The following is a 22,020-nucleotide window of genomic DNA, read 5'->3' as shown; positions in this document are numbered from 1 at the left end:
ATAGTGGCGGCGGGTAGAGACAGCTCGTTGGATTCCCGGTTGCCTCGGCGACCGTAACCCGGCTTGGGCGTCTCCGCTTGCCTTGTCTGATCGAACAGTCGCATGAGCGCCGATTTCCGGTAGCTCGCATACAGGTCTGATCCCCATGACAGCTCAGTCTCTTGCGCTCGCGGCCGGCATCGATGTCGGTCAGCGCTTTCTTGATGTCGGCCTTGCTCCCTCGGGCAAGACTTTCCGGGTTGCCAACGCTGCCGAAGGCGTCGCCGCCGTGGTCGAGCGGTTGACCCAGGCCGGCGTCGGCCGTGTCGTGCTGGAGGCGATCGGCCCCTATGCCCGGCAACTCGTCAGCGCTCTCGGCGCGGCCGGGTTCGAGGTCGGTCTCGTCAATCCGCGCCGCATCAAGGCATTCCGTGAGTTTGAAGGGCGCCGTGCCAAGACCGACAGGCTGGACGCGCGGCTGATTGCGCGCTTCGCTCTCGCCATGACCGACGCCATTCGCCCATTGCCATCCGCCGAGCAGCTGACGCTCAAGGCCCTCACCACACGTCGTCGCCAGCTCACGGAAATGATCGCCATGGAGAAGACACGGCTGAAACAAACCGCCGAGCCACTCCTATTGGACAATCACCGTGCCACCATCTCTGTTCTGACGACCCAGTGCCGCCAGATCGAGACCGAACTCGACCGCCGGATCGCCGCCGATCCGCAGCTTGCCTGCAGCTTCGAGATCCTCACCTCGATCCCCGGGATCGGCGAGCGCGTGGCCACTGTGCTGATCACCGAACTGCCTGAGATTGGCCGCGTCGATCGCAAGGCTGTCGCCAGCCTGGCCGGCCTCGCGCCGCATGTCAGCCAGTCCGGCAATGCGCCGCCCCGTGCCGCCATCTCGGGCGGCCGCCCTTGCGTGCGCACGGCGCTCTACATGGCCGCCCTCGTCGCCAGCCGTCACAATCCCCGAATGAAAGCCGCCTACCAAGCCCTGCGAGAACAGGGCAAGCCCGCCAAGCTCGCCCTCATTGCCATCGCCCGAAAGCTGTTGGTCACCGCAAACACCATGGTCAAAAACAACACCCGATATACCCAGCAATCGCTTGACAGCTAAGACAGTCGCCGGGCTCCCGCCCTTCGCGCGTGCCCCGGAATGACGATCTCAAAAAGCTCCGCCAGCCCCCTATTTCCGCTCCAGCCTCCAGGCCCCGTCCCAGTCCGACCCGGGCGGATTTTGCTTCAGGCCTTCGATGCGCGCGACCAAAGCCAGCGAGGGACCATCTCCAGGCGCCACCTCGAGCGCGGCCGTAAAAGCGGCGAGCGCCTCATCCCAGCGCTGCGCCCGGTAGGCGGCGAGGCCTTCGTCGTAATGGTCGCGCAACAGTTCCTGCTCCGGCGTCAGGCCGCCTTTCGCGCCCATGATCTCGAACACGGTCTGCGGTTGGGTCTGGCCGAGCACGACGATCCTGTCGATCTCCCGGACCTCGATCACTGCTTCCCCCGCTTCGGCGGTCGCCTCCGAGATCAGGCAGCGGCTGCCGTAGAGCTTGTTGGCACCTTCCAGGCGCGAGGCCAGATTCACGGTGGCCCCCATGACCGTGTAGTTCATCATGAACGCCGAGCCGATGCTGCCGACCAGGGCCTCACCGGTCGCGATCCCGATCCGAAGGTCGCACTCGGCCGGAATCGTACGCACGCCGAGCAGCTCGGGTAGCGCCTTGCGCAGGCCGGCGACGCGTCCCACCATGTCAACCGCCGCAAGACAGGCGAGGTTTGCCTGCTCAGCCTCTTCAACGAAGGGCGGGCCCCAATAGGCCATGATCGCGTCGCCGATATATTTGTCGATGATGCCGCGATGGGCGTGAATCGGCTCCGACATCGTCGACAGATACAGGTTCATGATCTTGACGAGGCCTTGCGGCGTCACGCCTTCACTGAGCGTCGTGAACCCTTTCATGTCGCAGAACATCACGGTCATGGTGCGGCGCTGACCGTCGGCTGCCGCAAGTGCCGGCTGATCGAGCAATCCTTCGGCGACCCGCGGGTCGATATACCTGCCGAAGGTCTCCCTGATCTGCTGATTCTGCCTGAGACGTTCGATCATGCGGTTGAAGGCGGCCGAAAGCTGGCCGATCTCGTCCCTGGTGGTGATGCTGATCGGCTGATCGAGCCGGCCGGCTTCGACCTCCCGCGTCCCTTCGAGCAGCCGCATCACCGGCTGGGTGATGCCGCTGCCGACCAGCATCGCGAAGACGAAGCCCAGCACCGAGGCGATCGCCGTCACCGCGGCCGAAATCGCGATCGCGTGCCGCTGTTCACTGACAACGGTGGCGGCGCTGGCTTCGACCTGGCCCAGCATGTCGGCGCGGATGCCGTCGATCCGGCCGTTGAACTCGTCCCGTAACTGGTCGACTTCCGCCATCATGCGAGCGGCCTCGGGAAAATCATGCGCGTCGAGCCGCTCGATCACCCGCGCACTGTCCTCGTTCACGCGGCGGCGCAGATCGCTCATGGTCGCCTCGATCCGGGCGTCCAGCCGCCCCAGCGCGGCGTTGTCCGATGGCGTGCTGGGATCCTCGATGATCGCGTTGATGAGCTGACGCGCCGCCGCGGCCTCACGGGCAACATCGGCATCGAGCTCCTGGAATCGCTTCAATTGCTCGGCATAGGAGGCCTGGTCCGGTGCGGCTTCCATCATCCGCGCGCCCATCATGCGACGCAGCGCAACCGAACGTTCGAGCGACTTGATGTTCACCCGCGCCAGATGGCCGTAGGCCGGAATGTATCTGCCGGTCAGCTCTTCGAGCAGATGGCCGACCCTGCTGGCCAACACCATCGACAGGATGGACGTGATCACCGCGAGGATGATCAGTCCGGCCGCGATGCCGATGATCTTCTGCCTGATCGATTTGCGAAACATGACGAGCGCCCCCCCGATTCCGAGGTTCGCATCCTATCGCGGCAAACCCGTTTGCGAACTATCGAAGAGCGCTAACAACTCATTGATCGTTAAGGAAGATCGATTGGGACCGTGCCTTCGCCGCGGCTTCCCTGATAACCGACCCGTCAGCGCCAAACGAGCGCAGCAGCCTGGACCAGACGACAATGCCGCCCGTACGACACGGGCGGCATGACGCGATACTGAGCTCCGAACGCGCGAGGCTTAGCCGACGGAGCTGACAATCGGCTGACAATTGCACGACAGGCGGGAAGCCGGCAGACTGACGAGAAGATCGGGGAAAAGACCTCGTCCATCATCGGCATGTCAACGAGATGTGCCTGGCGGGCCCACCTCCTTTGACCTGAGGTCCGCGTTACCTCACAAGCACGTCATCCGCGGCTCAAAGCAGCCGGGCGGGAATAAAGCAGCTCTCCGACCGATCTCCTCACCCGCTAGCCCAATGCTGGGCCGAAGGAGAGCGCGATGAGCCATCACGATCACGACGAGGAAAGCGGCGTCAACCGCCGCAAAGTGCTGGAATGCATGACCTGGGCCGGTACCGGCGTGCTCTGGACCATCGCGGGAGGCGTGCCGCGCTCGCTTGGACTGGTCGATGCGGCCAAAGCCGCCCAACAGGCCTCCCCCCTTACCTTCCTGCAGATCAGCGACAGCCATGTCGGCTTCGACAAACCCGCCAATCCGAATGCACTGGGCACGCTGGAGGAAGCGATCCAGAAAGTCGGCGCGATACCGGTCAAGCCCTCCTTCATGATCCACACCGGCGACATCTCGCATCTGTCCAAGGCGTCCGAGTTCGACGACGCCGACCGCATCATCTCGCAGGCCAGGCTCGACGTGCATTATGTGCCGGGCGAGCATGATTTCCTCGACGAGGAGGTCAAGCTCTACAAGGAACGTTACGGCAAGGGGACGCGCGGCGCGGGCTGGTACTCCTTCGACGCCAGCGGCGTTCATTTCATCGGTCTCGTCAATGTCGTCGACCTCAAGGCCGGTGGCCTCGGCAATCTCGGTGCCGAGCAACTCGAATGGCTCGAGGGCGATCTGAAGGGCCGTTCGAAATCGACGCCGATCGTCGTGTTCGCGCATATCCCACTGTGGACCGTCTATCCGCAATGGGGCTGGGGCACCGAGGACGGCGCGCGGGCGCTCGATTATCTGAAGGGCTTCGGCTCGGTCACCGTGCTCAACGGCCATATTCACCAAGTGATGCAGAAGGTCGAAGGCAACGTCACCTTCCACACCGCGCGCTCCACCGCCTTCCCGCAGCCGGCGCCCGGCACGGCGCCCTCGCCCGGCCCGATGAAGGTGGAGGATGCCAGGCTGCGCAGCCTGCTCGGCATCGCCAGCATCAATTTCAAGCTCGGCGACGAACGGCTCGCCATTATCGACACGCCGCTGCAGGGCTGAAGAACACGGCTGAAGGACCTTCCCATGAACCGACGCGATGTTCTCCTCCGCGGCGTGCGTCTCACCGCGGTCGCTATTTTGTTGCCATCGGAAACCCGCAAGGCGAACGCCCAGACGGCTGCGGTAGTGATCGACAATTTCACGTTCAATCCGCCCGAGCTGACCGTGAAACTCGGCGACACCGTGACCTGGACCAACCATGACGACATCCCGCACACGGTGGTATCCGCAGGAAAGTTCCGCTCCAAGGCGCTGGACAGCGACGACAGCTTCTCCTTCACTTTCACCGCGGCCGGCGACTACAAATATTTCTGCTCGCTGCACCCGCACATGACCGGGCTGATCAGGGTTGAGTAGCGCGCCAAACCAGGGCATCAGCATATTCCCTGGCCGGAGGCTCGCCTCCGGCCAGGCGTCTCCCGCTTCCCCAAAAGCCGGTCCGCAGACGATGCCGCTGAACACCGACGATGCCGCGCGTAACCGGCGCTTCCGCGAGCTGGCGCTGCCCTATCTCGACGACGTCTATACGCTGGCGCGCTATTTGTTGCGCGATCCGACGGATGCGGAGGATGCCGTGCAGGAATGCTACCTGCGCGCCTTCAAGCATTTCGACACCTATCGCGGCCCGGCGATGAAACCTTGGCTGTTTGCGATCCTGCGCAATGTCTGCCACACCGAATTCACCCGCCGCAGCAGTGCGAAGATCCAGGCGATCGACGACGCGCCGGAAGCCGAGGACAAGCCGCCGCTCTGGCACGAAGCCCAGGAGACGCCGGAAGGCACCGTCCTGCGCGAGCGCGACGCCTCGGCGATCCGCAAGCTGATCGACCGGCTCGCCGAACCATTTCGTGAGACCTTCGTGCTGCGCGAGATCAACAACCTGTCCTATCGCGAGATCGCGGACAGCGCCGGCGTGCCGGTCGGCACGGTGATGTCGCGGCTTGCCCGCGCCCGCGCGATACTGCGCACTGCGTGGCTCGCGGAAGAGGAGTCTTCGGAATGACCTGCGAGGAGGCCGACATCCTGATCCATGCCCTCGCCGACGGCGAGCTCGACGCCGGCCACGCCAGCGAGGTGGAAACCCATGTCGCCGGCTGCCCACGCTGCACGGCCGAGTTAGCGGCCATCAGAGAGATGAAGGAGGCCATCGCTCGCGCCGATCTCGGCTTCAAGGCGCCGCCGCAATTGCGCCGTCGCATCGAAGATGCGCTGCCGGCGGTAGCCACGCCGCCGAACCGCCGCTCGGTGCTGAAGGGCTTTGCCCTGGGATCCGCGGTGTCGGCGCTGGCCGCGACCGGGCTGGTCGCCATCGTGCTGCGCCAGGACGGTCAGCAGCGCATCGAGGCCGAGATCGTCTCGGCCCATCTGCGCTCGCTGCAGGCCGGCCATCTCGCGGACGTGCTGTCGACCGACCAGCATACGGTCAAGCCCTGGTTCAACGGCAAGCTCGACGTGGCTCCGCCGGTGATCGACCTGACCGCGCTCGGCTTCACCCTGATCGGCGGCCGGCTCGACTATGTCGATGCCCGCCCGATCGGGGCCGTGATCTATCGCCGTCGGCAGCACATCATCAACCTGTTCGTCGCGCAGACCGCCGACACCGCGCAACACGCCGCGAAGATGGATACCATTCAGGGCTTCAACATCCGCCGCTGGGGCGAGCGCGGGCTGAAATTCTGGGCGATCAGCGACATCGGCGCCGACGAGCTCAACGAGTTCGGCGAGAAATTCGAGACCGCGATGCGGGGGAATAAGGAGGGGTGAAAAACGCAGGGTAAGCAAAATCGCTTCTCCGCCGCATCCCAAGGGCGAAGTCATCCTGGTCATATTCGTAGGGTGGGCAAAGCGAAGCGTGCCCACCGTTACGTTACAGCGCCGTTTCAGGAGACTCTGCGGTGGGCACAGCGCTTCGCGCTTTTGCCCACCCTACGATCAAATCCGCCTCACGCCGATTTGCGGATGGCGTTGTCGACCAGGGTCTTGCCCAGCGACCAGATCGCGCCGGGCACCTTGTGGCTTTGGGCGATCACGTCGTCGAAGGCGCGCTCGATCCAGGCGCAATCCTCTTCGGTGATGGTGAGTGGCGGCAACAACTTTACCGTGTGCAGACCGTGACCGGCAACCTGAGTCAGGATCTTGTGATCCTTGAACAGCGGCACCGTGATCAGCTGCACGAACAGCCCCTTGTTGGCGCTTTCCAGCACGTTCCAGGACGCCTTCAACCGCAGCGATTTCGGCGGTCCGAACTCGACGCCGATCATCAGGCCCTTGCCGCGCACCTCTTTGAGCAGCTCATAACCCGGCACCATGCGGGTCAGTGCCAGACGGAGCTCGGCGCCGCGCTTGGCGGCGGCTTCGATCAGTTTCTCGGCCTTCAGCACTTCCAGTGTGGCGATACCCGCGGCCATCGCGAGGTCGTTCTTCGCGAAGGTCGAGCCATGCACGAGGGCGCGATCCATGCGGTTGAAGATCTTGTCGAAGATCGCCTTGCGCGTCAGCAGCGCGCCGACCGGGACGTGCCCGCCCGACAGCGCCTTGGACAGCAGCACCATATCGGGCTCGACATTCCAGTGTTCCACGGCAAGGAACCGGCCGGTGCGGCCCATGCCGGTCTGGATCTCGTCGGCGATGAAGATCGTGCCGTATTTTTTGCAGAGCGCCGCAGCCCCGGGCAGGAACTCGTCGGTGGGCATATTGACGCCCTTGCCCTGGATCGGCTCCACGATGAAGGCCGCGATCTCGCGTGACGACAGCGCCTGCTCGAGTGCTGCGAGATCGTTGAAAGGGATCGCGGTGCAGCCCGGCAGCAACGGCTCAAAACCCGCGCGGAAGTTCGAATCGTCCGTCAGCGACAGCGCGCCATAGGTCAGACCGTGATAGGAATGGCTGCAATAGACGATCCCGGGGCGGCCAGTCGCGCCACGCGCGATCTTGATCGCCGCTTCCACCGTCTCGGCGCCGGAATTGGCAAAGAACACCTTGTCCAGGTATGGCACATGTTCGAGCAGGCGCTCGGCGAGCACGCCGGCCAAGGTCGAAACGTCGAGTTGCACCAGGTTCGGCAGGTCGCTGTCGAGCACGCTCTTGAGCGCATCACGGAGCGTCGGGTGATTGCGGCCGATTGCGAAAACGCCAAATCCACTCAAAAGATCGAGATAACGGACGTCCTCGCGGTCGTAGAGGTACTGCCCCTGCCCTCTTTTGAAACCGACATCGTATCCGATCGTTTTGAGAACGCGGACCAACTGCTCGTTCAGATGCCGAGAATGCATGGAACTGCGCTGCGCTTGGCGCTCCACAAACATCTCGGAAACGTCTAGATTGGATTTTAGCATCGGCTACATACTTCGGTTGATGGACGCTTCGTCAACTGAAAACGCGCAATGCGGCGTTTTGCCCCCATTCGCACCATCAAAGCAAGCACGGGTTTCAGCCAATGTTGCATCGCCCCAAATCTCTCATGCGCACAGTCATATCATGTTCTGGTGTGCTGTTCGCAGTAGGATTTTCTTCCTTTCTGTCGTCCGCTTTGGCCGCCGATCCGACCGGAGACTGGCGAGTGGCAGATGGCGTCGCTAACATCCGAGTCGCACAATGTAATGGCAGCATGTGGGGCGTGGTCGCCTGGGAAAAGACACCCGGTGGCCGCGATACCCACAACCCCGATCCGGCCAAGCAGAGCCGGCCGACGCTGGGCATGTCGATTCTGATCGACATGAAGAAAAAGGCAGGCACGGATCAGTGGGAAGGCCAAGTCTACAACGCCAAGGACGGCCAGCTCTACAGCTCTACAATCACCCCGACTGATCAAGACCACCTTGAAATCCAGGGATGTGTGCTCGGCTTCCTGTGCGGCGGCGAAACCTGGACGCGCGTCGGTCCGCCGATCCCGTCGAGCCCGGTCAACAGCATGGCCAAAGGTACGCAGAAACCGATCGCTCCGGCGCCGAAAACCACTGGCGCGGCGACGACGGCAGCCAAAAAACCGGGCGATCAGATCGGCGATATCTGTCTGCTTCCGGAAATCGAGCACACCCACTAAGACGGGCCGATGCTCAAGAGGTGGAAGCGGCCGAGATCCTCGACCGCTTTCATTTTTTTGGTTAGCTCTTCGGCGCTAATTTTCTTTGATCACGCGCGGCTTGCCCATCAGCGCCGGCTGGAAGAGCAGCACGGCAGCCAGCGTGGTCACCAGCGACAGCGCCAGCAGCTTGCCCATGCTGGACGTCCCCGGATGGCTCGACAGCCACAGGCTGCCGAACGCCGTCGCCGTCGTCAGCGCGCTGAAGAAGATCGCGCGCGTGAGGCTGGTCTGCAGCAGGTTGGTCCTGCCTGACCGCCAGGCCACGACATAATAGATCTTGAACGCCACGCCGATGCCGAGCAGCAGCGGCAAAGCAACGATGTTGGCGAAGTTGAGCGGGAGCTTGATCAGCACGCAGATCTCGAGCGTGACAGCCCCCGCCACCAACAGCGGCACGATGGTCATGAGCACATCGGTCAAGCGCCGCAGCGTCGCCCATAAGAGCAGGCTGATCACGACCAGCGCATAGATGCCGGCGTGGATGAACGCCTTTACGATGGTGTCGCCGGATTTGAGAATCGACACCGGCCCGCCGATCGCCATCGGCTCCGCCGCCAACACCGCATTGGCGAAGCGGCGCAGATTGTCGTTATCGTTCGGATCGCCCTTCGGCTCCGCTTCCACCCGGATCAGGCCATCCTTGCTCTTCCATTGCGAGACCAGTTCGTGCGGCAGGTTGCTGAGGCTGACGGGCTGGGCCTGCAGCGCCATGTTCAGCTGCTCCAGCACGATGCGGAGCGGCTCGACGAACACCGCCTGCGCCTTGTTGCGCACCGTTTCATTGGAGGATGCAAGCTTGGCCAGCGCGTCGGCCAGCCGTCGCGAGGCCACCGCGCCCGGTCCCTTATCCTCGCCCGCCGTCCTGCGCAGATTGGCGACCGTCGAGTTGAGCGCCTCGACATTCTCCTGGTCGGTCGGCGGAGCGTCGATCTGATCCGGATTGATCGCCGGCCCCAAGACCTTCGCCCCCTGTGCGATCAGCTTCAGCTTGGTGGGCTGGTCTGCAGGCACGAAGGTGTCGAGCGAGGTCACACGCGCCACTTCCGGCAGCTTTGACAGCTTGTCTTCGATCGCCTTGGCCTCCGCCTCCGAGCGCGTCAGCACGTCGATCGCATTGGCACCGGTGTTGGGGTCCTTGCGCAGATCGAGATAGGTCGCGATCGATTCCGCCTTCGGGTTGCGCAGGTTCATCGGGTTGAAGTCGAACTTCATGTAGTAGAGCAGCGGCAGGCCTGCGATCACGATGCCCAGCGTGCCGACGATGATCGGCACGCGGTGCTTCTCCAGAAAGCGGTCCAACGGCGCGAGAAACGCGTAGCCCACCGGCTCCATTTCGCCGGGCGGATTGAGGATCTTCAAGAACGCCGGCAGCACCGTGATCGAGGAGATGAAAGCGATCAGCATGCCGGCGCCGGCGATCTCGCCGAGCTCGGAAATGCCCTTGTAGTCGGTCGGCAGGAAGCACAGAAAGCCGGCCGCAGTCGCCATCGCCGCGAGCGACAGCGGCACCGCCGAACGGCGCGCGGCTTCCGCCAGCGCCTCCGGCAGATTGTCGTTCTTGTAGCGCTCGGAGCGGTAGCGCACGCTGAACTGGATGCCGAAATCGACGCCCAGCCCGATGAACAGCACCGCAAACGCCACCGACAACAGATTGAGCGAACCGACCATCATCAGCCCGACCGCGGTGGTGAGCGACAGGCCGATGAACAAGTTGACGAACACGGCCGAGATGATCTTGGCCGAGTGCAGCGCCAGCCAGAGAATGACCAGCACCACCACGACGGTCCCGATGCCGTTGGTGACCGCGCCTTCCTGCACGGTGGCATATTCCTCGTTCGCAATCGGGACCGGCCCGGTCAGGCGCACCCGCGCCTTGTACTTGCCGGCAAAGTCGAGCTCGGCCGCCGCCTGGCGGATGGCATCGGTGGCCGCTTTGCCAGGCTCCAGGGCCTGGTAGTCGAGGATCGGCTTGAACTGGATGAAGGCGCGCTTGTCGCTGTCCTGAAGCGGCTTGTCGCTGATCAGCTGACGCCAGGAGAACGTGGCGTCACCCGTGTTCAGCACGGTCTCGACGGTCTCCGAAATGTAGTCGAACGGCCGCGCCGTGCTGTCGAGCTTGACCTGGCCGCGCTTGACGCCGGCAAGGCCGGTCTCCAGCGCGCCGGTCAGCCCGCGAATCGAAGGGTCGCCCGCCATGATCTCGAGCAGCGGCGCAGCCGATGTGAACTGCTCGGTCAACTGCTTGACCTCGTCGGTCGGCAGGAACAACAGGCCGTTCTTGGCGAAGAACTCGCCGGTGCCGAGCGGCTCGACCGAGGAGAAATGCGTGGTATCGCCCTTGAGTTTCTCCACCAGCGCGTTGGCCGCAACGCCGGTCAGCTCCGGTGTCGGCGCTTCCACCACGGCAAGGATGGAGCGATCGCGATCGAAGGCCTGCTCGTATTGCTGATCGCGCTGACGCCAGTCCAGATTGGGGGAAATCAGCGTATTGATGTCAGTATTGATGACGAAATGATGCGCCGTATAAAACCCGGCGCCCACCGCAAGGAGGAGTCCCACAATCAAGGTCGGCCATGCAAACCGGGTACTGGCCCTGACGATCGAGACAACAATAGTTGTGAGCACTTCTTGACTTTCTCATATTTGAGCTCGGCTGAAACGTCCGCTGCCTATCGGAGTTCCATCGTCCGGGCTAGCCCAACAGGATGATGTTCTGCTGCGGAAGGCGGGCTGGATCACACACGGACGGCCCTGCCCGGGGCGGCTGATATAGCGGCGCTCTTCGGCGGTAAAGTGACGAACGGGTGAGATTATAATATGTTGTAATTACTTATATTATTCATCCTTATTAAAATACCACAATTGATCCGACTGTGTATTTCCAGTCACATGCGAGCCATTTGCAAACAGACTTCCCTCTTCCCGGAAATTTTGACACAAAGCCCTGCGCCTCCATTGCGCTTGAACGGCCGGAAACTGGCCTAAACCGGGGCACATCGCTGGTGTGGATATTGCACCCCCGTCAAGCGTTGATCCGGCCGCGGGGTGACGGATGACAGTGAGGCAACGTGGGTAACGGACGTCCGATGCAGATCTATCTCGCGCAACCACGCGGTTTTTGTGCAGGAGTCGTGCGCGCGATCGAGATCGTGGAGCGCGCGCTGGAGAAATACGGGCCGCCCGTCTATGTGCGCCATGAGATCGTGCACAACAAATACGTCGTCGAAAACCTGAAGAACAAGGGCGCCATCTTCGTCGAGGACCTCTCCGAAGTGCCGCCGCTGGCGGTGACCGTGTTCAGCGCCCATGGCGTGGCCCGCTCGGTGGAAGAGGAAGCAGCCGTCCGGGGCCTGCCGGTGCTCAATGCAACTTGTCCGCTCGTAACCAAGGTCCACAACCAGGGCAAGCGTTACATGTCCAAAGGCCGGACCCTGGTCCTGATCGGCCACGCCGGGCATCCCGAGGTCGAGGGCACCATGGGCCAGGTTCCCGGCCCGGTCCACCTGGTCCAGAATGAGGCAGAGGTGGCGGAATTGCCGATGCCGGCCGATACGCCAATGGCCTATATCACCCAGACCACACTCAGCGTCGATGATACCAAGGATATCATCGCCGCCCTCCAGGCCCGCTTTACAGACATTCAAGGTCCGGATATCCGGGATATCTGCTATGCGACACAGAACCGCCAATCTGCGGTAAGGGACCTATCTAAGCTGGTGGATGTGATCTTGGTGGTCGGCGCCACCAACAGCTCCAACTCGAACAGGCTGCGCGAGATCGGTACCGAGGCCGGGGTCGCGAGTTATCTGATCGCAGACGGGAGCGAGCTCAATCCTGAATGGCTGAAGGAGGCCAAGGCCGTCGGCATCACTGCCGGCGCCTCGGCGCCGGAAGTTCTTGTCGACGACGTCATCGAAGCCCTGCGGCGCATCGGACCGGTCGAGGTCTCCGTGCTCCCGGGACGGGAAGAAAACATCGAATTCCGCCTGCCGGCCGAGCTGGTCGCGGGCTAATCGCAATCCGTTTGGTCCAGAAAGAAGACACGCAATGGCAATCCCCTTCCATAAGGAACTGCGCATCGGGGCCTATCTGATGAAGCAGAAGCTTCTCGGCCGCAAACGCTACCCGCTGGTCTTGATGTTGGAGCCCCTCTTCCGCTGCAACCTCGCCTGTGCCGGCTGCGGCAAGATCGATTATCCGGATGCGATCCTGAACCGTCGCATGACGGCGCAGGAGTGCTGGGACGCCGCCGACGAATGCGGCGCGCCGATGGTGGCGATCCCCGGCGGCGAACCCCTGATCCACAAGGAGATCGGCGAGATCGTGCGCGGCCTGGTGGCGCGCAAGAAGTTCGTCTCGCTGTGCACCAACGCCCTGCTCCTGGAGAAGAAGCTCGACCTGTTCGAGCCCTCGCCCTACCTCTTCTTCTCGGTGCATCTCGACGGTCTGCGCGACCACCACGACAAGGCGGTGTCGCAGAAGGGCGTGTTCGATCGCGCGGTGTCCGCGATCAAGGCGGCGAAGGCGCGCGGCTTCACCGTCAACGTCAACGCCACTGTCTTCGACGGTCATCCGGCCGAGGAGATCGCCAAGTTCCTCGACTTCACCACCGAGCTCGGCGTCGGCGTCACCATGTCGCCCGGCTATGCCTACGAGCGCGCGCCGGACCAGGAGCACTTCCTGAACCGCACCAAGACCAAGCAGCTGTTCCGCGACGTGTTCGCGCGCGGCAAGGGCAAGAAGTGGAATTTCATGCACTCCGGCCTGTTCCTGGACTTCCTGGCCGGCAATCAGGAATTCGAGTGCACGCCCTGGGGCATGCCGGCCCGCAACATCTTTGGCTGGCAGAAGCCCTGCTATCTGCTCGGCGAGGGCTATACCAAGACCTTCAAGGAGCTGATGGAAACCACCGATTGGGATTCCTACGGCACCGGCAAGTACGAGAAGTGCGCCGACTGCATGGCCCATTGCGGTTACGAGGCGACGGCAGCCAACGCCGCGCTGACCAACCCGCTGAAGGCGATGTGGGTCAGCCTGCGCGGCATCAAGACCACGGGCCCGATGGCACCGGAGATCGACCTCTCCAAGCAGCGCCCGGCGCAGTACGTGTTCTCGGCCGAGGTGCAGAAGCGCCTGTCCGAGATCCGCCGCGACGAAGCGCTGGAAGCGCAGCAGCCGAAAAAGGCATCGACGGCGGCCTAAAGCCACGACGCAACGGTCCGCGAGCCACACGGGCCGCCGGTTTGCCGAGACGATCTCGGCAAACCGGCGGCTTTTTTCGTGTGCCAGCAGAAATCCGTCGCGCCAACTCAGCCCGCCCCCATCAATGCGTCAGGCCAAGGAGGCTGTCCGCCAGGACATCTCGATCGCCCTGACGACGACAGCAGAGCGTAGCCGGCGCTCAGCAACACGGCCGCCCGCCCCCCAACGCGATCATCGCCTCACCGACCCACTATCCAAGCTCGTGACGACGCGAGCCGGCACCGCGCTGCCCATTATATATGCTGTGATATAGCGACATCTCCCGCACCCGCATTGCTTACCGTCATATAAGCGCAACTATAGCGGTATATGTAACTAATTAGGTAGACCCTGGGGTTGAGTCTACCGTTGGTGGCTCCAAGGATTGATACTGACCTTGGGCGCATGGAAAGAAATGAAAGGGAATCACGTTGAACAGAGGCAATAATATAAGGCGTGTCATGCAAGGCGGCCTCGCCGCGGCTTTGCTGGCGACATCGTCGTTCGGAGCACAGGCAGCCAATATCAACATTGCGGTTGCATCGAATTTCTACAATTCGGGCCAGGCCGGCAGCAGCGCGATCGCGGATCTCATCGCCGCCTTCCAGACCGCCAACCCTGGAAGCACGGTCACAGTCGTCCAAAACGGGGCGACCGGCACGCTCGAAAGTCAAATCACGGGCGGCAATGGGCTCGGCGTCGACCTCTTCCTGGCCGCCGACACCGCGCATCCCCAGGATCTCGCGACCAATTATTCATCACTGGTGGTCGGCAGCCCATTCAACTACGCCGTCGGCACGCTCGTGTTCTGGAGCAATACGCCGAATGTGAACGTGACCTGCAGCAGCGGCGGAAGCTGTGGCTATAATTCGAGCACCTATCACAACGTGGCGATCGCCAATCCGAGCACGGCTCCCTATGGCCTCGCGGCCAACACGGTGCTGACCGGTCGCTACGGCCTGACAGCGCCGCTTTCGACCAATCCGTTGGTCAGCGAGTACAGCAACATCGACACGACACTTGCCGCCGTGAAGAACCAGACTGCGACTGTCGGTTTCGTGGCTTTGTCGCAAATCTGCCAGAACGGAAGCTACCCGACATCGGGCAGCGCCTTGGTCTATCCGCCGACCGATACCAGCGTATCTCCTGTCATCTTCAACTATAACCCTATCGTGCAAGCCGGCATCAGAATTGCGCGTACCCGCACGACGGACCAGAACACCGAACTTGACGCTTTTGTCGCCTATCTGACCGATTATACGACGTTGCCGCCGTCGCAGATGATCACCACCCTGACGAACTATTGCTACAGCACTCCATAGCAAACAGCCGTCCGCATCGAGCTACGGCGCTGCTTCGGCAACGCTGTAGCTCGTCTTCGAGGCACATCATGGCATGATCGCATGCGCGCGCGTACCTTTGTGATGAACACAGCTGTCGGCGGAAAAAATCAGCAGTATCTGACGAGCAGTGTTGCCGACTGAGTATTGACTTACCCACCGCAGCTCCTTTAACGATATGTTTACTTATATATAGCGCATGTCGTTAGTAGTGAGTTTCCGTGATGTTCGATCAGTTCCTGACTGTCCGCATCCGCCGGACAGAGCGTCGCCGGCCTCCCGTTTGTTTCGCCACCATGACTGCGGTGACGGCGTTATTGATCGGACAACGCGCGACATTCGCCGCTCCCCTCGGCGGCACAGTGGTCGAAGGCTCAGCCGGCATCTCCCAGGCCGGAAGCACCACCAACATCAATCAATCCTCCAATAAAGCGATCATCAACTGGCAAGGCTTCTCAATCGGCACGGGTGAAACCGTCAACTTCAACCAGCCAGGCAGTTCGTCAGTCACCCTCAACCGGGTGATCGGCAACGAGACCAGTGTCATTTCGGGCGCGCTCAATGCCAATGGACAGGTTTTCATCGTCAATTCGGCCGGCGTTCTGTTCGGCAAGAACGCCCAGGTCAATGTCGGCGGCTTGGTCGCGTCGACGCTCGATATCTCCAACGCCAATTTCATGGCGGGCAAGTACACCTTCTCCGGCAATTCGGCAGCGTCCGTCGTCAACCAGGGCAGCATCCACGCCCATGGCGGCGGCTACGTCGCGCTGCTCGGCAACACGGTTGCGAACGACGGCGTGATTTCCGCAAGGCTCGGCACCGTCGCCATGGCCGCCGGCAGCCAGATCACCCTCAATTTCGGCGGCAACTCGCTGCTCGACGTCACCATCGACCGCGGCACCTTGAATGCGCTGGTCGAGAACAAGCGCGCCATCATCGCCGACGGCGGGCAAGTCATCATGACCGCCAAGGCGGCAGATGGCGTGCTGTCGGCGCAGGTCAACAATTCCGGCATCATCCAGGCGCGCACCATGGCCGCCCTCACGGGCGGCTCGGGCAAGACGCGCGCCGCCAAAACCGGTTCGATCAAGCTGATCGCCGACGGCGGCACCACCACAGTCTCGGGCAAGCTCGACGCCTCGGCGCCGAAAGGCGGCGACGGCGGAGCGATCGAGACCAGCGGCAACAAGGTGAAGATCGCGGATGACGCGGTCATCACCACTCTGGCTCCGAGCGGCAAGAGCGGAACGTGGCTGATCGATCCGGATGGCTACACCATCGCATCGAGCGGTGGCGACACCACGGGCGCCGCCCTATCAGCCCTGCTCGCCACCAACGGAACGGTGACTATTGCTTCGACCAGCGGGAACGGGACGGACGGCAACATCAACGTCAACGACACGATCAGCTGGTCGACCAACTCAAACCTCGTGCTGAATGCCACCAACGGCATCAACATCAATTCGGCCATCACGGCCGCCAGCGGCGGCTTGACATTGAATGCGACCGGCCAGATCAGCACGATCGCCGCCGTCAATGTCGGCACCTTCACGCTGGCGAGCGGCACATGGCGACAGGTCGGCACGGCCCTGGCAAGCTTCAGCGCGGCTGACTTCCGGATAGCCGGCGGGACATTCATTCGTGCGTTGGGCGGCGATGGCAGCAGCGCCAACCCGTATCAGATCGCCGACATCTACGGCCTGCAGGGTATCGGCTCGACCTCCCTGTTGGGGAGTTCGGTCGTGCTGGCCAATGACGTGGACGCGAGCGGAACGGCAAGCTGGAACAGCGGTGCCGGCTTCACGCCGATCGGAAACTTGACGACGGCGTTCTCAGGCGTTTTCGACGGCGGCAACCATACCATCAGGGGCCTGACCATCAACGCGGCGACCTCCAATGTCGGCCTGTTCGGCGTAGTCGGATTGAACGCGGCAGTCCACGACATCGGCATCACAAATGCCACGATTGTGGGGTCCGCCGGCACTGTGGGCGGTCTCGCCGGAAAAAATAGTGGGACGATCAGTAATTCTTACATCGCGGCCTCGAATATATCCGGGAGCGGCAATCTGGGCGGCTTGGTCGGCTGGAACAATTCGGGCGGCGTGATCCAAAGCAGCTACGCGGATGGTGTCACGGTGGCCGGGACCGCGACTGCCGTCGGCGGTCTGGTCGGGGCCACGTCTGCACGCAGTACTGTCAAGGATAGTCACGCGACCAGCGCGGCAGTTTCTGGCAAACAGTACATCGGCGGGCTTGCGGGATCCAATGCCGGCACTTTGGACAACACCTACGCAACAGGGACCGTGAACGCAGTCAGTTCGACCGTTGTAGGGATCGGAGGACTGGTCGGTTATAGCGTCGGTACGATCTCGAACTCCCACTCCGATGTGGCGCAAATCACCGTCACAGGCGGCAATGCCGTCGGCGGGCTCGCTGGAGGCGCATCCGGTTCGATCAGCAACTCCTACGCGGACACTGCCATTTCTGCGACGAACAGCCTCAACATCGGAGGTCTTGTCGGCTACAACTCGGGCACGATCACAGGCTCGCACGCGACCGGCGACATCACCGTCGTCGCCGCAGTGTCCGGTGGCACAGGGATCGGCGGACTGGTCGGGACGAGTTCGGGCTCCACCTCCATCTCCGATTCCTATGCGAGCGGCAACGTTACCGTGACAGGGGCGGCCGCGGGATCTTGTCCGAACAACCGTTGCGGCATCGGCGGCCTTGTCGGCATCCTCGGCGGCGGAAGCACCATCTCGGGCTCGCACGCGACCGGCAATGTGACGGCGCCAGACAGCAGTTCCGTCGGCGGCCTGGTGGGCGACACCGGCGGAGTCACCATCGTGGATTCGTATGCGACGGGCAACGTTACCGGGCGATCGGCAGTCGGCGGGCTCGTTGGCAGAAGTACGGGCGTGGCTTTCCCGAGCGGCAAGGGTAGCACGTTCAGCGGGGATCACGCCTCGGGAAACGTCACGTCGAACGATCCAAACAGTGCAAATACCGGCAGCCTGGTCGGCATGTCCGACAACACAACCGTCACCAACTCGGCCGGATCTGGGCGCGTGTCGACCGTTGCCAGCAGAGCGCAGGACGCAGCAGATGCCGCTGCCCAGGCTGCGGCGGAGGCAGCCGCCAGGGCCGCTGCCGCCAAGGAAGCAGCAGCCAAGGAAGCAGCAGCCAAGGAGGCAGCAGCCAAGGAGGCAGCTGCCAAGGAAGCAGCTGCCCAAACTGCCCAGGCCGCTTCGCGATCCGCCAACACTGTGGCGAGCAATGCAGCAACGTCCGCCGCGACACCGCCAAACCCGGCGTCTTCCACGGCCGGCACGCAGGCAACGAGCTCTCCGGCCGGCGAGAGGATGGACGACAGCCTCAAGACAATCGGGAACCGCGTCAAGGCCGACGACGATCGCGCCCGCCGCCGCACGACCGCGGCAGTCGCCGGCGCGTTAGCTGCACGCCGCGGCCGTGGCAACAATGGCAATGGCGGTTCCGATCTGGGCGCGACCATCCGCAGCATCGAGGTCGACGGCGAGCGGTTCGACCTGCAGGGCGGCGGCAAGAAAGACGCGCCGGCTGAGAAGCCCCAATGACCGCCATTGGTGAACCGGCCGTCCTCATCACAGCAAATTCCAAAGGTAGTTGGTCCATGAAGTCAGCCGCAATTCTCGTTTGCTGTGGCGTGCTCTCCACGACGCTGATTTCAGCCCAACCGACGCAAGCACAGACACAAGCACAGACGTTACCAGGCATTGGCGACGCGGTCCGGCAGGCGGACGAAACCCGCAAGCATGCGCCGTCGCCTCAGACCAATGCCGAACCTGTGCTGCCGCGGCTGGTCGACCCGCCATTCACGCTCAACGACCACGAAAAGCTGCTGGTCCGCTCGATTCAGGTCGACGGCCCGAAGCTGACGGGAGAGGTCGAGTTGCGCGCGATCCTGGCGCCCTACGAGAACCGCAGGCTCACCTTGGCCGAAATCTACGAGGCCGCCGACAAGGTGACGCTGCTTTACCGCAACAGCGGCTATCTCGTCGCCAAGACCTATGTGCCGGCCCAGAACGCGCGCAAGGGCGTGCTGCGGTTCAAGATCGTCGTCGGCAAATACGGCACCATCACCCTGAAGAACGAGTCGCTGGTCCGCGACGATTTCCTGCGCGGCGTGATCGATCAGGCGCTGGCCGCCTCGCCGTTCATCCACCAGAACGAGCTCGAACGGGCCATGCTGCTGACCTCCGATCTGCCCGGCGCCGCCATGCCGCGGGTTGCGATCGCGCGCGGGCAGCAGCCTGAGACCTCCGATTTCGTGTTCGGCGTGCCGGAAGCGCGGCGCGTCGACGGCTACCTGCTCGCTGACAATTTCGGCTCGCCCTACACCGGCCGCGACCGGCTCACCGGCGGCATCAACCTGAACTCGCCGCTCGGCTTCGGCGACCGGCTCTCGGCGTTCGGGATCGTGACCGACGACAAACATCTCTTGAACGGGCGGATCGCCTATTCCGCTCCGCTTGGCTATAATGGATTGCGCGGCGAGATCGCAGCCTATCGCACCACCTATACGCTCGGAAGCATCTATCGGAGCCTCAACGCGACCGGCACTGCCGATGCGTTCAGCGCCGCCCTGACTTATCCCGTGCTGCGCGGACGCGACGAGAGCATCTATATCTCAGGCGGATACACCCATAAGAAGCTGAACGACAACGTCCTCGGCGTGTCCATCGCCGATCGCAACATGGACGTCGGCCTCCTCAGCGTCACCCGCGACACCGTGGGCGCTCTTGCAGGGCTGCCATTGATCACCAGTGCGATGTTTTCCATCTCCGGAGGCACGGTGGATTTTCCCGATCCGGCGCAACGGGCGGCGAATCTCGCCGGCGTCCACACTGCGGGCGAGTTCGCCAAGATCAATCTGAACCTCAATGCGGTGCTGGCCTTCACCGACAGGCTGTCGCTTGCGACCAGCGTCCGGGCGCAGAAATCCCTGCGCGGCAATCTGGATTCCAGCGAACAACTCGGCCTGACCGGCTATTACGGCGTGCGGTCCTATGACGAGGGATTGGCCGGCGATAGCGGCTATCTGTTCACGCCAGAGCTGAGATACGCCCTGCCCGAGATTCAGAGTTATCGCCACTCGGTCGGCCTGTTCACCGATGTCGGTGCGGTCTGGCTGGAGAACCCGGCGTTCACGACGCTGCAGAAGGGCTACACCCAACTCAATGCCGTCGGCCTCGGCTATTACGCGAATTACGAATATTCGCCGAGGCGGCTGGTGCTGCTCAAGGCCCAGGTCGCCCACAGCTATGGCTCGAATGCCGGCGCGCAAACTTACGACCGCGGCACCAAGGCCCTGGTGCAGATCGGCGTGACCTTCTGACCAAACCGCTCAACCTCCGGGAAGATCCACATGGAGATGCAATGGCTGTCGGCCGCAATCGACTACGGCATCATCGGGGTTCTGATCGCGCTGAGCGTCGTCGTCGTCGCCATCGTGCTCGAGCGGATCTTCTTCTTCCGCGCCGTGGATCTGGACAGCTTCACGAATATCAAGGCGCTTGAACTGGAACTGACCCGGCGCCTCATCGTCGTCGCCTCCGTCGCCTCCAACGCTCCCTATATCGGCCTGCTCGGCACCGTGCTCGGCATCATGCTGACGTTCTACAACATGGGACTCGATGCCTCGGCGGATGCCAGCAAGATCATGGTCGGCCTTGCACTGGCGTTGAAGGCCACCGCGGTCGGCCTCGTGGTCGCCCTGGTGTCGGTGGTCTCCTACAACGCGCTGCTGCGCAAGACCAAGGTATTGCTCGTGCGGTGGGAGATCGCCCATGGATGAGAAACCATTCGAGACCCTCAACGTCATTCCCTTCGTCGACATCATGCTGGTGCTGCTGACCATGGTGCTGACGACAGCGAACTTCATCGCCACCGGGCGCATTCCGCTCGCCTTGCCTCAGGCTTCGCAGACCAAGGTCGAAAAGCACAAGGACATCATCATCGAGATCTCCGCCACCGGCGCGCTGGCATTCGACAGCGCGCTGGTGACGAAGGACGAGCTGGAAAGCCGGATCAAGGCGCTGCCGCCGGAGACGTCGTTCCTGATCCGCGCCGATCGCGCCACGCCGTTCCAGAACTTCGTGGACGTCGCCGACCTTCTCAAGCGGCTCAACTTCAGCAAGACCGCCGTGCAGACCCAGACTCTGTCCCGGTAGCGGCGTTCTCCGGGAAGGAAGACCGCCATGCCTGCAGACAACACCAGCCGAAGATCCTGGTTCACGATCTGGCATGGTCTTGCAGCCTCGCTGCTGCTCCATGCCGCGCCGGCCGCTTCGTACGTCTGGTCCACGTGGGCCGCACCACCGGACGAACCGTCGAGCCTGGTGGTCGAATTGCAAGGCGCCGTCGCGGACACTCAAACCGAAGCGATCGTGCAGCAGGAGATCAAGGGCTCCGTCGAGCAGGATAAGCCAGAACCGACGAAGCCCGCGCAAACGCCCGCTTCGGAAGCCGCCGAACAACATCCGATCGATGACCAGGATGCGGCGATGCCGCCGCCCGCGCCTCGACCGACGGAACAGAAGCCGGAGCCGCAGGCCGACACAAAATCAGCCGGCACCAGCGACAACACCATCGCCGGTGCTCAGGAGGGTCAGGTCGCCCATACCGTCCAGCCCGATCGCAAGGCGGAGATCGCTCTGCGCCGCGAATATGGAGCGCGGTTGTCGAAGAGAGTGCAGGCCCACTTGGTGTATCCCGACGACGCTCGCAAGGCCAAGCTTCAGGGCACCGCGAAGGTATCCTTCGTCGTTCTGCCAAGCGGAGATATCCGTCCGGAAACCCTGAAGATCGTTGCCAGCAGCGGCCAACCGCTTCTCGACACCAGCGCGCTGAAGACCATTCGCGCCAGCGTGCCTTTCGATCCCGCACCGGCCGAGATGCCCATCGCCATTGCCGTCGAGTTCGGGCGCCAGCGTTGACGTCCCGCTCCGAAGGCCGGG

The 22,020-nt window shown here is 62.9% G+C and carries 17 protein-coding genes; 14 read left to right on the top strand and 3 right to left on the bottom strand.

What is annotated here, in order from left to right; genetic code table 11:
• The first annotated feature begins 145 nt into the window (after positions 1–145).
• Positions 146–1,102, top strand: a complete 957-nt coding sequence (locus QXZ85_RS29735) for an IS110 family transposase (protein ID WP_315701447.1) — start codon at positions 146–148, stop codon at positions 1,100–1,102.
• A gap of 69 nt (positions 1,103–1,171) precedes the next feature.
• Here QXZ85_RS29735 and QXZ85_RS29730 read toward each other — a convergent pair whose 3' ends face one another.
• Positions 1,172–2,908 (bottom strand): adenylate/guanylate cyclase domain-containing protein, encoded by a 1,737-nt coding sequence (locus QXZ85_RS29730; protein ID WP_315768737.1) that lies wholly within the window; start codon positions 2,906–2,908, stop codon positions 1,172–1,174.
• Positions 2,909–3,412: 504 nt separating this feature from the next.
• Here QXZ85_RS29730 and QXZ85_RS29725 point away from each other — a divergent pair.
• From QXZ85_RS29725 to QXZ85_RS29710, 4 genes are all read left to right on the top strand, one after another.
• On the top strand, positions 3,413–4,357 hold the full coding sequence (locus QXZ85_RS29725) for a metallophosphoesterase family protein (RefSeq protein ID WP_315706180.1): 945 nt from the start codon (positions 3,413–3,415) through the stop codon (positions 4,355–4,357).
• Between the two features lie 24 nt (positions 4,358–4,381).
• Positions 4,382–4,714, top strand: coding sequence for a cupredoxin family copper-binding protein (locus QXZ85_RS29720; RefSeq protein ID WP_315706181.1), 333 nt, complete (start codon positions 4,382–4,384; stop codon positions 4,712–4,714).
• A 91-nt stretch (positions 4,715–4,805) separates the two neighbouring features.
• A complete protein-coding gene (locus QXZ85_RS29715; RefSeq protein ID WP_315768739.1) occupies positions 4,806–5,360 on the top strand; it encodes a sigma-70 family RNA polymerase sigma factor in 555 nt (184 codons plus the stop codon).
• Positions 5,357–6,121 carry an anti-sigma factor gene (locus tag QXZ85_RS29710; RefSeq protein WP_315706183.1) on the top strand — a complete coding sequence of 255 codons (765 nt, stop codon included), beginning with the start codon at positions 5,357–5,359 and terminating at the stop codon, positions 6,119–6,121. Before QXZ85_RS29715 ends, QXZ85_RS29710 begins: the two co-directional genes overlap by 4 nt.
• Before the next feature lie 179 nt (positions 6,122–6,300).
• On the opposite strand, the gene hpnO is transcribed toward QXZ85_RS29710, so the two are convergent.
• Positions 6,301–7,692 (bottom strand): aminobacteriohopanetriol synthase HpnO, encoded by a 1,392-nt coding sequence (gene hpnO / locus QXZ85_RS29705; RefSeq protein WP_315706184.1) that lies wholly within the window; start codon positions 7,690–7,692, stop codon positions 6,301–6,303.
• 101 nt (positions 7,693–7,793) lie between these two features.
• Between hpnO and QXZ85_RS29700 the strand changes: the two genes are divergently transcribed.
• Positions 7,794–8,399 carry a DUF2147 domain-containing protein gene (locus QXZ85_RS29700; RefSeq protein WP_316175402.1) on the top strand — a complete coding sequence of 202 codons (606 nt, stop codon included), beginning with the start codon at positions 7,794–7,796 and terminating at the stop codon, positions 8,397–8,399.
• A gap of 75 nt (positions 8,400–8,474) precedes the next feature.
• Here QXZ85_RS29700 and QXZ85_RS29695 read toward each other — a convergent pair whose 3' ends face one another.
• Positions 8,475–11,066, bottom strand: a complete 2,592-nt coding sequence (locus QXZ85_RS29695) for an MMPL family transporter (RefSeq protein WP_315706186.1) — start codon at positions 11,064–11,066, stop codon at positions 8,475–8,477.
• Positions 11,067–11,527: 461 nt separating this feature from the next.
• On the opposite strand from QXZ85_RS29695, the gene ispH reads away from it, so the two are divergent.
• The 8 genes from ispH to QXZ85_RS29655 all read left to right on the top strand — a co-directional run bounded on the left by ispH (position 11,528) and on the right by QXZ85_RS29655 (position 21,999).
• Positions 11,528–12,454: a 4-hydroxy-3-methylbut-2-enyl diphosphate reductase gene (gene ispH / locus QXZ85_RS29690; RefSeq protein ID WP_315768759.1), complete on the top strand. Its 927-nt coding sequence runs from the start codon at positions 11,528–11,530 to the stop codon at positions 12,452–12,454.
• 34 nt (positions 12,455–12,488) lie between these two features.
• On the top strand, positions 12,489–13,643 hold the full coding sequence (hpnH, locus tag QXZ85_RS29685; protein WP_315706187.1) for an adenosyl-hopene transferase HpnH: 1,155 nt from the start codon (positions 12,489–12,491) through the stop codon (positions 13,641–13,643).
• Positions 13,644–14,143: 500 nt separating this feature from the next.
• Positions 14,144–15,004 carry a molybdate ABC transporter substrate-binding protein gene (gene modA / locus QXZ85_RS29680; RefSeq protein WP_315706188.1) on the top strand — a complete coding sequence of 287 codons (861 nt, stop codon included), beginning with the start codon at positions 14,144–14,146 and terminating at the stop codon, positions 15,002–15,004.
• Positions 15,005–15,246: 242 nt separating this feature from the next.
• Positions 15,247–18,618: a beta strand repeat-containing protein gene (locus tag QXZ85_RS29675; RefSeq protein WP_315764773.1), complete on the top strand. Its 3,372-nt coding sequence runs from the start codon at positions 15,247–15,249 to the stop codon at positions 18,616–18,618.
• A 56-nt stretch (positions 18,619–18,674) separates the two neighbouring features.
• The gene (locus QXZ85_RS29670) at positions 18,675–20,399 is read left to right on the top strand and encodes a ShlB/FhaC/HecB family hemolysin secretion/activation protein (protein ID WP_315741495.1); all 1,725 of its coding nucleotides are present in this window, start codon (positions 18,675–18,677) and stop codon (positions 20,397–20,399) included.
• Positions 20,400–20,429: 30 nt separating this feature from the next.
• Positions 20,430–20,858 carry a TonB-system energizer ExbB gene (gene exbB, locus QXZ85_RS29665; RefSeq protein WP_315706191.1) on the top strand — a complete coding sequence of 143 codons (429 nt, stop codon included), beginning with the start codon at positions 20,430–20,432 and terminating at the stop codon, positions 20,856–20,858.
• Positions 20,851–21,234, top strand: a complete 384-nt coding sequence (locus QXZ85_RS29660; protein ID WP_315706192.1) for a biopolymer transporter ExbD — start codon at positions 20,851–20,853, stop codon at positions 21,232–21,234. The genes exbB and QXZ85_RS29660 overlap by 8 nt, the downstream gene beginning before the upstream one ends.
• Before the next feature lie 177 nt (positions 21,235–21,411).
• On the top strand, positions 21,412–21,999 hold the full coding sequence (locus QXZ85_RS29655; protein ID WP_315741496.1) for a TonB family protein: 588 nt from the start codon (positions 21,412–21,414) through the stop codon (positions 21,997–21,999).
• Positions 22,000–22,020 lie beyond the last annotated feature (21 nt).

Source organism: Bradyrhizobium sp. SZCCHNGR1005 (assembly GCF_032489995.1).
Classification (GTDB): Bacteria; Pseudomonadota; Alphaproteobacteria; order Rhizobiales; family Xanthobacteraceae; genus Bradyrhizobium.
The sequence above is the reverse complement of the archived record's forward strand: the minus strand, read 5'-3'. Positions and strand labels throughout refer to the sequence as shown.